Source organism: Nonlabens sp., from assembly GCF_018401815.1.
Taxonomy (GTDB): domain Bacteria; phylum Bacteroidota; class Bacteroidia; order Flavobacteriales; family Flavobacteriaceae; genus Nonlabens.
This window is the reverse complement of sequence record NZ_JAGYKG010000001.1, coordinates 243826-259199: the sequence shown is the minus strand read 5'-3', so window position 1 is coordinate 259199 and position 15374 is coordinate 243826. Positions and strand designations below refer to the sequence as shown.

Below are 15374 nucleotides of genomic sequence, written 5' to 3'. Positions count from 1 at the left end.
CACAAGAAAATAAGTTCTAAGGTAGTTCAAATACATACTTTTTGAAATGTATGTGAGGGGTTTTGTTTAAAAGGAATTATGAAGATCAAGAGCTATAACAATACACCATTCATTATTGTTGATCACCACCTAAAGGAATATCCAACTGCAGTTCAATTGGTCGTTTATTGGATGGGGATTCTATAAAATTTTTAGGTGATGACCCTGTATATTTTTTAAAAGATACAAAAAATGTATTGTAGGAGTTAAAACCAGCGGAGGTGGCAAGGGACTCCATGGTTTGGCTTTCTAAAAAATTGGATTCTATAAAATGTATAGCATCCGTTATTCTATGGTGATTTCTATACTCCGAAAACGACATGTTACAGTGATATTTAAAAACATATGCTAAATGACTCAAAGGAATATTTAAACCAGCAGCCAAATCTTTAATCGAATACTCATAGTTCCTAAAAGGATGATGGGATATGACATAACCTTCAATTTGAGTTATGTAGGCTACTATTTTTACATTTATAGATTCATTTAACTTCACATCTTTTACATTAGTGATGTCAACATTACCTGTGCTCCACAAAGAGGCTATTTCGATTGGTTTTTTATCTGTGCTAGGGGTGATGTTTTTTAGTTTGGGGTAGCCATAGAGCAACTCTGGACTCCTTAAAATCTTAACAAAAACAAACAACCATACGCCACTTAATACCAATGATCCTTTATAACCCAGTATTCTTGTTCCCTCATGAATTTCAGAAAAAATAGAATAAACCAACCTAAAAGAGAGTACAGACATTATCGTTAAGAGAAAAATACTCCAATTTCTCATTTTTTCTTCGTGCACACTTGATAATTGGTTCCATTTGGATTTTTTTTTCCACAACTTTTTGTACCCTAAGTACAGAGACATAGAAGTATAGCTCACAATAAAACATAAAATACTAAAAACTTGTAGATATTCTATAAAATCTGTGTTGAGTGCTGAAAAACTATTTAGAAAACTATTTAGAAAACTATTTAGAAAACTATTTAGAAAAAGATTAACCAATGGAAAAATTAAATGCAACAAGTGTCTTGGATTAAAAAATATGCTATCTGAGTAAAGTGTCTCAAAGTACAAATACAAACAGGGTATGGCAATTAAGTAAAAAGGTCCTAAATACACGTTATACTCCAAAATAATTGCTGTGTCATAGAAGCCTAATAGACCATTTTGAATAAGCCTTATAGCAATAATAAAAAAGAATGCAAGAAGATAGGTATTGAATATAGCACTCTTTTTGAAGGACGTAATAATAAAAATAATTACCAGAAATCCTAAAAATCCGACAAAAATAGATAGGAAACTAATAAATGAGTCCAGCATGGGGATGGTCTGTTTTATTTCAGATTATTGTTGATATCTACTAACAACAATCAAATATAAGCAATTCTTTTTTATGGGTTATTCTTACTAATATGATGGAAAGCTTACTGTTTTTTTAGAATATGCTCATCGTGCCGTGTAAGGGGTTCCTGTTTTGAAATTTCTTATCTAGTTTTGGTTTTTTATAACCCCACGCATGAAATCCACCCCTTTTTTAACACTCATTCTATTTTCTATTTTCTTTGACCTCTCTGCTCAAGATTTGAAGCGCCAAATGATTAGCTCTCAAGGGGCTTCTGTTGTAACAACCTCTGGAATAAGAGTGATGCAAACCATTGGACAGCAATCCACAACTGGAAGTTCTTCGGGAGACTTAATTGTCCAACAAGGCTATCAACAAAGTTTTTGGAAAATTCTCTTATCACAAAATGAGATCAACACTAATGCGATCAAACTTTATCCTAATCCAGCTAGTGAATATTTATATGTTCATTTTGGGGAGCTAACTCAACTTCCGCTTCAACTCACTCTTTTTGATCTAAATGGACGTTTGGTTTATAGTGAAAGTCTTCAAATTGAAAATTTTCAAATTAGCATAGATGTGTCTGATTTAGATACAGGGATGTATTTGGTTCAACTTAAAGGATCGAAATTAAATTATTATTCTAAAATATTAGTCAACTAAAACAACAACCAAGATGATTAAAAAAGCACTCCTAACTCTTGTTTTATTAGGGTTTTCTAACCTTCATTCTCAAGAGGTTTTTATAAAGACGGGTAAAAACAGCACCGAATTTAACTTTTCAAGCCCCAATAATAATCCTGAAATATCTTATCGAACTGGATCTGGTGGATTTTATGAAATTGGCTACCTCTTTAATTTTGAAAATGAAAAATTAACTTATTCTGTTGGTTTGACCTATAATGAATGGAACGCTTCTGCTTCCTACCTAGATAATAGTTACACTTGGGAAACAAATTACCTTGGAATACAACATATAGGGTCTTATCAACTATATGCATCCACTGATTTGGAAGTGGAAGTCGTAGCCGGTGTCAATACCGCTACTATTATTAGAGGAGATCAGTTTATTAACACCTCATATTTCGATATTAAAAATAGCGAAGAATTTTCTGGAATAGTAGTACAGCCTCTATTAGGAGCTAGTTTAAAGTATTTTGTTTTTGAAGAAATAAGTTTGAGTTTAGGGTATAATTTTTCTAAGGTCTACAACTTATCAAACAGCACCGATGAAAAATTAATAATTAACAATAGTCAATTTCAATTTGGACTCCACATACCTATATAAATACTCAACCTAAATCTCACATTAGCAAACGGATTAGATAAATTAAAAAATTATGAAAAGAATATTAGCTACCTTAATATTTGTTGCCTCGTTAACTGGTATTTCTCAAACAAATGGAATCACATATCAAGCAGTCATTATAAACCCGGCAGAACAAGAATTGCCTGGCACAAATGAGTTTAATTCACCTTTATCCAATCAAAACATATGCTTACAGTTTTCTATTTTGGATGAAGATTTAGTAATTGAATATCAAGAAACTATTAGTACTAGCACGGACGCTTTTGGTATGGTTAATTTAATTATTGGTTCTGGAAATCAAATTGCTGGCTATGCCAGCACTTTTCAAGGTATTCTTTGGAGTGCTAATGCAAAAAGCCTTAAAGTAGATTTAAATGTCAATGGCACGTGTTCCAATTATACTGAAATAAGTAATCAGCCATTTACCTTCGTTCCTTTTGCCTTGTATGCTTTAAATTCTGAAAATACCGCTTTAATTGAAGGTAATTTAATGGCAATTTTAGATCTACAAGAAGAATTGGATGCGACTCAAACCGGAGCGGGCCTAAATGCCGATGGTACCTATACCGCCAATACTGCTGCGACTTACATCGCCGGAGCTACTTCAGTGGTAAATGCTACGGAAAATTTGGACACCGCGATTTCTAATGTTCAAGCAGATGTGAATCAAAACGAAGCCGATAGCGATACCGCTATTGCAGCAATTAATACCTTACAAAACGGAAGAGTCTATGTTGGGGATGCCAATAATATTGCTGAAGAAGTACCAACCACAGGCACTGGTGATGTCGTTAGGGCAAATTCGCCTACGCTATCCGGAACAGTTACAGCAAACACGTTAAATGTAAATACGGTTTCTGCGACTACAGTGAGTGGAAACACAATAACCGGAACATCACTTTCTGCACTGAATTTAACCAGTTCAAATAACACATTTGGTCAAGTAACTATTGGCGGTACTTTGGGAGTAAGTGGAGTGACAACATTAACAGCTCAGCCAATAATATCTTCCTTAACGGGATCATTGCCAGTGTTTACAGATGGAAATAAAGGACTTGTTTCTAATCCTGTAACAGGTACAGGGAATGTTGTTTTATCTGCTTCTCCTACCTTAACAGGTATTCCAGTTGCCCCAACTGCAGCTGTCGGAAACAATTCATCTCAAATAGCTACTACTGCATATGTGGATGCTGCCACAACAGCCATCAACACCTTAGCTGACGGAACAATTTACCTTGGAGACGCCAATGGGGATGCACAAGAAGTAACCATGACTGGTGATGTCACTATAGACAACGCAGGAGCAACAACCATAGGCGCAAGCAAAGTAGTTAGTTCCATGATTGCAGACGGAACGATTGTAGTTGGAGATTTGGCCAACGATGCAGTAGAAACTGCGAAGATCAAAAATGCAAATGTGACTACTGCTAAGATTGCAGACTCCAACATCACCACAGCCAAAATCGCTGACGCGACCGCTTCAAGCAGATGTGGATGCCAACCTCCACCGCCCCTTCAAAATATCTAAGCACCTTCAAATGATGCGACTCAAACCCCCGACCTCCGCCAATAGCTACTTCTTAAATGCTACGGAAATTTGGACCGCGATTCAATTTCAAGAATCAATTTTCAAAATGACCTCACACCCCTACCCAATATCGATAAACTAGGTGCGACTCCTCCGCCATACTTATCGCCTTCGTGTAAATGCGGAATTATTCAAAATCAAAACCTAGATACCGCTTGGATAATCTGGAATAATATTGCTGAAGTACCAACCGCACTGCGTTGGGCAAATTCGCCTACGCTATCAAGTTACACTTAAATAAGTTCTGACAAACATCTCTGACTGAATTTAACCGTTCAAATAATTAACTATTTACTTTGGGTAACTCATATCTTCCTTAAGATCTGTTGGAAAAAAGGACTTGAATCGTGATTTACAGGTATTCAGTCCCCAACTGCAGCTGTCCAATTCATCTCGCCTACTGCATAATGCTGATCACACCACAATTGGATAATACCATGACTGATGTCACTAAGACAGACACACCAAGGCCAAAGTAGTTAGTTCCGATTGGAACGATTTTTATCAAAAACAAATGTGACTTGCTAAGTTGCATCACCACAATCGAAAATTGCTACAGGAATTGACTGCTAAGTTGGCTGATTAGTAATGAGTTAACATTAAACTCAGATTAATGCATTAAGGTCTAACAACAATTTAACTCTACAAACCACCTTTAGAGACGTTAATACTTGGTATGGTAATGTCGCTACCATGGTGACATAACCATGACTAACGCACAACCGCACAATAGTTGTCCATGACGAACTAGAGTTGATCTATCAAAAATGCAAACTTCTCATCCCAATCTGTCACCAATGCTAAACTCTAGTTTATTAATGTTCAATAAAAACTCAGCATTAAGTGTAACACAAACGCTACCAAAGATGCTTTGGACTTTGATGGTAAAATGATTGTCGCAGGAACCACTGGATGTCACTAAGACAAAGGGTTGTTCCTATCGTAGTTGTTAACTTAAAAATGCAAATGTGACACTCTCCAACATCCCCAAATCCGATGTCACCAATGCTAAATTAGCTACAGGAATTGATGCTGCTAAGTTGGCTGACGTTGTAATAGTTACAAATTACTCAGAATTTAAGCAGTGTCTACCAATAATACTCTAGCTCCAACTATGGAACTTGCCGAAAAATGTGATGGTCAGTCGGTAACCACCACAGACCCGAATTATTTTGTCCTCTTGGCTGGTTTTGAAGGAGTATAGTTTCACCCTTGAACCCTTACCAACTCAACTGGATACCTCAAGCACTCTTTCGGATTCGACATCTAGGAGATTTCGTTGGGGTGGTGTTAACAAAGTTTCTGTTCTGTTGAAGACCAATATCAATGGTAGATCTTTAACAACTGGCCGGAACCGCTGAATCAAATAACACGGACACATTGGCAATACTGGATGCTTTACGATGTACCCAATCAAATGTCTCAAAAACAAATGCGTCGTTTTGGTCTTCTGACTTTTATTTTTCTTTTAACAAAATACTGCTAGATGGTTTCGCTGAGTTTTAGCTAAGTTAACTGCATACGACGAACAAGCGGCTCCATCCAGACATCCCAACCTTCAGACGGAATTTACTTGATGGTCAATGTTACCTGCCGCAAGAACAAATCGTTCCATGAACGACGAGTAGTTGGAGATTGATGCAGTAATTGGACAATAAGATGATAATGTTAGACTGCCAGATGGATGCACGGAGCTGCTAGTTGGTTAGTAATGCAGAGTTACAATATATCGGAACATTAACTTCTGATGCACAAACTCAGATCGATGCATTAAGCAGTGGTGGGTCTAACAACAATACAAACGCTACCAATGACAGGATGTTGATGGTGTATTTAGGAATGGTTCTAACCTGGCCAACTAAGGCACACCAGGATCATTCCTGATTGCAGAGATTTAGTTGATTGCCAACGATGCAAAGATCAAATACTACTGGACTCAACATCACCATCTGTCAATGGATTGATGCTGCTATTGGATTAGTAATGGTTATGACAAACTCAGATTAATGCATTAAGCAGCAGTGGGTCTAACAACAATACCGCTATAACTACTAACACTACAAACATAGCTATCAATGCTACAGATATTGATGCTTTGGAAACCTTAGCTGATGGCAAGATGTATTTAGGAGATGGTTCTAATGTCGCTACAGAGGTAACCATGACAGGTGACATAACCATGACTAACGCAGGAGCAACAACCATAGGCGCAAGCAAAGTAGTTAGTTCCATGATAGCAGACGGAACGATTGTAGATGCAGATATTTCATCATCTGCAGCCATTGCACAATCTAAGGTCAACAATTTAACCACTGATTTAGCTGCAAAAGCTCCTATAGCTTCACCGACTTTTACAGGTACGGTAACAGTTCCTACGCTCGTTGCAGGTACTAATACGTTTCCAACGGTAAGGGGCTTGGCCAACCAGGTTTTAAGTACAAATGGTTCTGGCACCCTTACTTGGACTACACCTTCTACAACAGCAACTGCCTATAGTGGGGTATTACCTGTTGCTAACGGAGGTACGGGAAGAACTAATGTTGCCGGAATTCAGACTGTCTTAGGGTTAAGAAGTAATAATGTTGCTATTGGAAATGAAGCTGGTTTGACAAATCAATCAAATTACACAATTGCTATCGGAGGAGGTTCAGGAAGAACGAATCAGGGGACAGGTGCCATTGGGATAGGTTCTGTAGCAGGAGATGCAAATCAAGGCCAAAGTAGTATTGCAATTGGTTCGAATGCAGCACAAGCAAGTCAATCAAATCAAGCGATAGCTATCGGATATGCAGCTGGTCAGAATAATCAAGGACAAGATGCCGTTGCCATTGGAACCTTCGCTGGTCAATCAAATCAAGCGGCTAACAGTATTGCAATTAATGCAGCGGGAACAGCTAGCCCTTTAAATCCTGTTAATGCTGGATTTTATGTAAATCCAATTAGAAGCGAATCACAAACAAATAGCTTATTTTACAATAGTAGCACTAAGGAAATCACGTATGGAACAGTAAGCGGAAATTTTGTGGATTTAACTACCAATCAAACTATTGCAGGGACTAAGACGTTTAGTGTTGATGCAAAAATTAATAGTTTAAACCTTGGAAAAGGAAGTGGAAATAAAACAACTAATACAGTATTTGGATTAAATGCATTGGGAACATTAAATACAGGCGACTATAATACAGCTATTGGATATAATGCAATGCAGAAAAATACATCGGGAAATGATAATTCTGCCTTTGGACGGTTGGCTCTGGCAGCTAATCAAGATGGAGGAACTAATTCGGCTTTTGGAACTTTAGCACTTAATAAAAATAGTTCCGGAAGCTATAATGTTGCTCTAGGAACTCAAGCCCTTCGTGAGAATACATCCGGAAATGAAAACACTGCAGTTGGAACAAATTCACTGGCATCAAATACGAGTGGAAAACATAATACCGCAATAGGAAGAGTGTCTTTACAAGCTAATACAACTGGTGAAAAAAATACGGGAATGGGTTTTCAAGCAGGAGGTAATAATCAGACTGGAACTAGTAATAGTTATTTAGGATATAATTCTGGACTAGGAATTACAGCAGGTAGTAATAATTCAATTATTGGGGCTAATGTAACAGGGCTAAGTTCTACTTTGACATCTAACATTATTATTGCAAATGGTGCTGGTGGCTCCAGTGCCATAAAAGCACAGCACGATGGCACTAACTGGACCCTATCAGGAACTACGACGGCATCAGGATTCAAAACACCAACAGGAACAGCTGCCCAATTTCTAAAAGCAGATGGAACAGTTGATGGTTCTACTTATTTAACTGCAGCAGGAACTGCTACAAACGTTTCTGGAATAGTAGCCGTTGCTAACGGAGGAACAGGATCTGCAACTCAAAATTTTGTGGATTTAACTACCAATCAAACGGTTGCTGGTGCAAAAACGTTTAGCTCTAATGGTACATTTAATGGTCAAAAAATAGGTAAAGGAAATGCTACAGGCGATGCAAATCTTGCGGTTGGTGCAGGCGCTTTGAACGGAGTGAGTTCTGGACATAGAAATACAGCCCTAGGGAATAATGCCATGTTAAATTATGTGGGAACTAGCTTCGATAATAATACAAGTATAGGGTATGCTAACTTGGTTGGTTTAACCACTGGTTCAGGAAATACATCTGTAGGTGCTGAGTCAATGATGGCAATTACAACAGGAACTTCAAATACTTCTATAGGAAATCAATCGCTAATTCACACTACAGGGAGTAATAATGTGGGTGTGGGTAAGAGCTCAGGATCCACTAATACCACAGGAAACAATAATACAATAATTGGAACAGAAGCTAACGTTGGAGCAAATAATCTATCCAACGCAACCGCCCTAGGTTCTGGTGCTGTTGTAGCCACAAGCAACACCATTCAACTTGGAAATACTTCTGTTTACAATGTAAAAACAAGCGGAACAATTACAGCGGGTACAGTTACTTATCCAAAAGCACACGGCACCAGTGGACAAGTATTATGGACTACAGGTTCTGGAACGCTAGCTTGGACCACGCCTTCAACGGTTACAAACTTAAATGGATTAACTGATGCATTGGTAGAGACTAATTCGATTTATTTAGGAAACAATCCTTCAGTTACCTCTAATAATGCTTATTCTAATGTAGCTATTGGAGTAACAGCCTTAGATGCTGTTACCACAGGAAATAGAAGTGTAGCCATAGGTTATGATGCTTTAACTAGTAATACGACTGGTTCCTTGAACATAGCAGTTGGGAATGCTGCATTACAAGCAAACATCACAGGAAGCTATAATACAGCAATTGGTCATACTTCATTACAAGCAACCACTAGTGGATTTGCTAATACAGCAGTTGGACCGCTTGCTTTAGGTAATTTAACTACAGGAGCAGAAAACACAGCATTTGGAATGTATACTGTTAGAGGGACAACAACAGGAAATTACAATACTGGTTTTGGTAGCTATTCATTAGGCTCCAATACAACAGGTAACGACAATACCGCCTTAGGTAAAGATGCAGGAAGATACACGTCTAATGGCACTACTGGAAATCAATACGGCTCATCTAATGTTTTTTTGGGTGCATATACCAAACCTTTAGGCGCTAATGATCAAAATGAGGTTGTAATTGGTTACAATGCTATTGGCGCAGGAAATAATACGGTACAACTAGGAAATACAGCTATTACCAATGTAAAAACAAGTGGAACACTAACCGCTGATGCGGTAACCTATCCAAAAGCACATGGCAATAGTGGACAAGTACTGAGCACTACCGGAAGTGGCACTCTTACTTGGACTACACCTTCTACAACAGCAACTGCCTATAGTGGGGTATTACCTGTTGCCAATGGAGGAACAGGATCTGTAACTCAAAATTTTGTGGATTTAACTACCAATCAAACGGTTGCAGGAAATAAATCGTTTAGCAGTGACGGTAGGTTTAATGAATTAACCATAGGTAGAGGCTTAGGAAATAATGCTACCAACACTGTGGTAGGTCGTTTAGCTCTTGCAAATAATACTAGTGGAAGTGAAAATGTTGCTATTGGACGAGAAGCATTACATAGAAATACTACAGGAAATGCAAATACTGTAGTAGGTCTTGGAGCAGTTTATTATGCCACTAGTAGTTCTGCGATTACCGCTTTTGGTAAGTCAGCGTTACATGCTGAACAAGGATCTGGTAATACAGCAATAGGACATGAAGCAGCAGCGAGAGGTGCTATTTCAGCTACGCTTACAAATAGTACGTTTTTAGGTAGAAATGCAACCGCTACTAATGGCACAATCGATAACGCAACAGCTATTGGTTCTGGTGCCACTGTTAACGCAAGTAACACTATTCAATTAGGAAACACAGCTATTACCGATGTAAAAACAAGTGGTGCCATTACCGCTAGCGGATTCGTAAAATCTGGTGGCACAGCTAATCAGTTTTTAATGGCCGATGGTTCTGTTTCTTCAGGAGCAGCAGCCGTAAGAGAAGTTACTGATGAATTTACAGCGATCACATCTCAAACAAGTTTTACTCTAACACAAGCACCTTCAGCAAACAGTAAGGTCAAGATGTATGTTAATGGTATTCGTATCAGCAATACCGCTTACTCTATATCTGGTTCAACGTTAACCTATGTACCTGCAAATAATGGAGGATATACTTTAACAGGTTCTGATAGAATACAGTTTGATTACTATTATTAATTACATTTAAATAGGTTTTGGTACAATGCCTAAAAACACTTTATTGATGAACTATTTTAAGATAATTATTTTTATATGTATAACTTTTTTTTCTTTAGAAAATTATAGTCAAACACCCCCAACTCCTTTTGTAACTACCTGGCAAACGGATGGTTCTAACAATATAATCATCCCTTTAACAGGAGGTGGCTATGATTTTACTATTGATTGGGGCGATGGAACCATAGAAACAAAAACAGGATCACCAGGTAATATAAGTCATATTTATAGCACAGCAGGTGTAAAAACGGTAAGTATTACAACTAATATTGCCACTGGGTTTCCTAGAATTTATGTGAATAGTTTTGGAAATAGACTTTTATTAAAAACCATAGAAAGTTGGGGTAACGGGCAATGGGGTGCTTCAGTGGATAGGTCTTTTTATGGAGCTAACAATTTAGAGGTAAATGCTACAGATGTCCCTGATTTTAGCATTACTACCAATTTTCAGTACATGTTTTTAAATTGTAGTTCTATAACTGGAACTAATGGTTTTGCCAATTGGACATTAAATACTAATCCTACTGCAACTGTTTCTTTTTCTACCATGTTTCAATCTGCAACACAATTTAATGGTGATATTTCAAATTGGGATGTTTCTAGAGTGAATACATTTGATGCTATGTTTAATAATGCTTCCAATTTTAATCAGAATATCAGCAGTTGGAATGTTACCAATGCAACCAATATGTCTAACATGTTTAATAACGCAAACGTATTTGCACAAGATATTAGCGGATGGAATGTTGCCAACGTAACCAATATGGCGAGCATGTTTCAAAATGCATCTGTTTTTAATTCTCCTCTAAATTGGGGAATAAAAACTGGTAACGTAACCAATATGGTAAGAATGTTTGCAGAGGCACCTCAGTTCAATCAAGATATTGACGGTTGGGATGTTTCCAACGTAACGAGCACAAATTTAATGTTTTACAGAACCAATAGCTTTAACCAAAGTTTAAATTCTTGGAATGTAGGAAATCTAATAGACCCGCGTCAAATGTTTCAAGAATGTACTTCTTTTAACGGGGATATTTCTAGTTGGGTTTTTACAACTGATCCTGCAAAGAATGTTAATGCAAGTTCGATGTTTCAAAATGCAACAGCATTTAACCAAAATATTTCGAATTGGAATGTAGCCAATGTAACCAACATGTCTAACATCTTTAATAACGCAAGAGTATTTGCACAAGATATTAGCGGATGGAATGTAGGTAGCGTAACCAATATGGCGAGTATGTTTCAAAATGCGGATGCTTTTAATATTGACATCAGTAGCTGGAATGTTTCAAATGTAACTAACATGTCAAATATGTTTAATTCCAATAATGTATTCAATCAAGATTTAAGTAATTGGGATGTGTCTAGTGTTACAAATATGACTTACATGTTTCAAAGTGCATCTGTTTTTAATTCTCCTCTAAATTGGGGAATAAAAACGGGTAACGTAACCAACATGCAAAGAATGTTTGCAGAGGCACCTCAGTTCAACCAAGATATTGACGGTTGGGATGTTTCCAACGTAACGAGCACTAATTTGATGTTTTACAGAACCAATAGCTTTAACCAAAGTTTAAATTCTTGGAATGTTGGAAATCTAATCGACCCGCGTCAAATGTTTCAAGAATGTACTTCTTTTAACGGGGATATTTCTAGTTGGGTTTTTACAACAAATCCTGCTAAGAATGTTAATGCAAGTTTCATGTTTCAAAATGCAACTGCCTTTAATCAAAATATTTCGAATTGGAATACAGAACGGTTTACATCTATGGCAAATATGTTTCTAGGTGCCACCTCATTTAATCAAAATATTGGCAGTTGGAATGTAGCCAACGTAACCAGCATGTCCAGTATGTTTAACAACGCAAACGTATTTGCTCAAGATATTAGTGGATGGAATGTAGGTAACGTAACCAATATGGCGAGCATGTTTCAAAATGCAGATGCTTTTAATATTGATATCAGCAGTTGGAATGTTTCAAACGTAACTAACATGTCAAATATGTTTAATTCCAATAATGTATTCAATCGAGATTTAAGTAATTGGGATGTATCTAGCGTTACTAATATGGAAGGAATGTTTCAACAAATGCCAATTTTCAATGCGCCTTTAAATTGGGGAATTAAAACAGGAAATGTAACCAATATGCGTTACATGTTTTTTAATACACCACTTTTCAATCAAGATATAAATAGCTGGAATGTATCGAAAGTAACAAATTTTAGGCAAATGTTTCATAATGCATATCAATTTAACCAAAGTTTAGCCAATTGGCAATTTACCAATGAATCCAATAAAACAATTGATATGGATTACATGTTCTATTTTGCAACGTCCTTTAATCAAGATATTAGTTCCTGGAATATTTCAAGGGTGACTAAGTTATTCTCTTTTTTAGCAGGTGGTAAATTATCAAGAGCAAACTATGATGCATTATTGTTGGGTTGGTCTACATTAGATTCTGGTGAATCCTTAGTGCCTATCAACTTAAATGCTCATTTTGGGAGTAGTAAGTATTCAAACGAAACCAGTGTTTTAACGGCTAGAAACACTACGTTAATAGCAAATAAAAATTGGACCATTACAGATGGCGGTATGGATGCTGATACAATAGTTCCTTTTATAGTAAGTAGTACATTAGCATCTAACAACGCAACTATTAGTATCACTTTTAGTGAAAATGTGTACCGCACGGATGTAGCTAGTGGTTCCCTAGAAAGTTCCGATTTTTTATATTCGTTATCAGGAGGGTCAGCAACATTAAATGCAACTACACCAAGTAGTATTTCTGCTTCCAATAATCTAACTTTTGTTTTAGGAATGGATATTAATGGAACTCCAGACGGCACAGAACTGCTTACCGTAACACCTGTAGTAAATTCTATTTTTGATGTTTCTGGAAATGCGGCAGCTACAACACAAAGTAATAATACGGCCCAATTAAATGATTTTAAATATCCAATTATTACAGGTCCGAGTAGCGCTTCTGGATTAAATAGCACGATATCTATAAATGAAAATATTGCTGCGGTTCACACATTTTTAGCAGATGAAGTTGTAACTTGGTCTTTAGGTAATTCCAATGATGAAGCTTTACTAAGTATAGATAATAACGGTAATTTAGTTTTCAACACAGCTCCCGATTTTGAAACACCTGCAAGTACTTTAAATTCTAATACCTATGTTGCGGAGATAATAGCAATAGATGCTGCCAGCAATGCTACTTCACAAACCCTTACCATCACCATTTTAGATATTGCAAATTCTACCTATGGAACCTTTGCAGCAATTACCAAACAGTATTTTACGGGAACACATACCATTGTGCCACCCACCACAAACAATTCCAACCCGATAGTCTATACCAGTTACAATACCGCCGTCGCTACCCTAAGCGGTTCGGTAATCACTTTTACCGGTGTAGGTACGGCCACCATTACGGCCACACAAGCGGCAGACGCAAACTATGAAGGAAATTCGATCTCAACACTACTAACGGTTTTGGGAAAAGATTTAGTTTCAAAATACGGAGGCATTTCAAGTACTGATGTGAACTTTGTCAATGCAAATGGATCGATAGGTGGTAATTTGGGTTTAAATAAAAATGGTGCTGTTCAAGACCCATATGAGAATTTAGTCACTTCGGGCTTAATCATGCATTTGGATGCGGGTAATACAGCAAGTTACTCGGGAACAGGCACTACGTGGACAGATATCAGCGGTAATGGTAATGGCGGGACGCTTGTCAATGGTGTTGGATATACTAGTGCGAATAATGGCGCTATGGTTTTTGATGGGGTAAATGATTATGTTGTGACCTACAACAATCTGGACCTCTCAAGTACAGATAAGCTAAGCATTCAAATCATTTTAAAAACAGCAACTACTGGTGCTGAAATGATTATGGAGCATAGTATTGATTGGAATTCCAATAATGCTTTTGGCGTCTTTCAAAATAGCGATAAAATGCAATTTACGGACAAAAATCAAGGTTATAACGTGCGCAATTCAATAGCTGCTATAAATGATAATAATTGGCATCTTTTTTCAGCGACAACGGATAGAAGTTTAAATGCTACTGATCAAACTTTAATTTATATTGATAATAATGCTCCAAGTAGTGCCATTGACCCTACTCTTGCCAATGACAACAGTGGAAATTACACAAGTCATAAGTTATATATAGGATCTAGAGCTGGATCTTCCTATCGGTTTAACGGTACCATTGCCAAAGTTCTCATTTATAATAGAGTACTTACAGCAGCAGAAATCCAACAAAATTACAATGCTGTAAAGGTAAGATACGGATTATAATGTTTAGAATGGGTATATCATAACAAGCTGTTGGTGTTTCCCTTAAAGGAGGGAATAGCCCAACCTAAATAACTAAAAAGAAGGCAGTATCACATAACTATTGCGATAATTTGACAGGCCCTGTATTAAATGAGGTGCAGGTCAATAGTCGTGCAAACCGCATTTGGTTGTTCAATAAATACCTTTCTTCTTATTTTTTGTGATTCCTTCAAGGGGGTTATTGCGAAGCATTCTTTTAAAAAAAGCGCAACTTTTTGTTGACCTATTACTGTTAATAAGGTGTTTTTTTAAGTTCTACTGCGATATTTTTTGAAGGCGTACTCTTTGTTACCAACCTTTTAGCTTCACTTAAAAACTCTCGCCTTGACAGATTTACTTGCTCAGCCTTATTATAAAAACGTTGAGCAATATCTTTGGCAGTGCAACGCTCTTTTAAAGCTTCTGAGTCAACTTGAGTCTTAAATTTTAAAGTGATTTTTTTCTTGTCGGATCAGTATCATTAAGACTTTTTCTTGAATTTAACTTAGGCT

General features: G+C 37.0%; 6 protein-coding genes. 5 read left to right on the top strand and 1 reads right to left on the bottom strand.

Annotated features, from left to right (window positions below; all coding sequences use genetic code 11):
• Positions 1 to 112: 112 nt before the first annotated feature.
• Positions 113 to 790 (bottom strand): AraC family transcriptional regulator, encoded by a 678-nt coding sequence (locus tag KG732_RS01220; RefSeq protein WP_213520434.1) that lies wholly within the window; start codon positions 788 to 790, stop codon positions 113 to 115.
• 766 nt (positions 791 to 1556) lie between these two features.
• Between KG732_RS01220 and KG732_RS01215 the strand changes: the two genes are divergently transcribed.
• From KG732_RS01215 to KG732_RS01195, 5 genes are all read left to right on the top strand, one after another.
• On the top strand, positions 1557 to 2045 hold the full coding sequence (locus KG732_RS01215) for a T9SS type A sorting domain-containing protein (protein WP_213520432.1): 489 nt from the start codon (positions 1557 to 1559) through the stop codon (positions 2043 to 2045).
• Between the two features lie 13 nt (positions 2046 to 2058).
• Positions 2059 to 2670 carry a hypothetical protein gene (locus tag KG732_RS01210; RefSeq protein ID WP_213520430.1) on the top strand — a complete coding sequence of 204 codons (612 nt, stop codon included), beginning with the start codon at positions 2059 to 2061 and terminating at the stop codon, positions 2668 to 2670.
• A 52-nt stretch (positions 2671 to 2722) separates the two neighbouring features.
• Positions 2723 to 4219, top strand: a complete 1497-nt coding sequence (locus KG732_RS01205) for a hypothetical protein (protein WP_213520428.1) — start codon at positions 2723 to 2725, stop codon at positions 4217 to 4219.
• Positions 4220 to 6374: 2155 nt separating this feature from the next.
• Complete coding sequence (locus KG732_RS01200; protein ID WP_213520425.1) at positions 6375 to 10490, top strand: hypothetical protein; 4116 nt, start codon at positions 6375 to 6377, stop codon at positions 10488 to 10490.
• A gap of 25 nt (positions 10491 to 10515) precedes the next feature.
• Positions 10516 to 14844 carry a BspA family leucine-rich repeat surface protein gene (locus KG732_RS01195; protein ID WP_213520423.1) on the top strand — a complete coding sequence of 1443 codons (4329 nt, stop codon included), beginning with the start codon at positions 10516 to 10518 and terminating at the stop codon, positions 14842 to 14844.
• Positions 14845 to 15374: the final 530 nt, after the last annotated feature.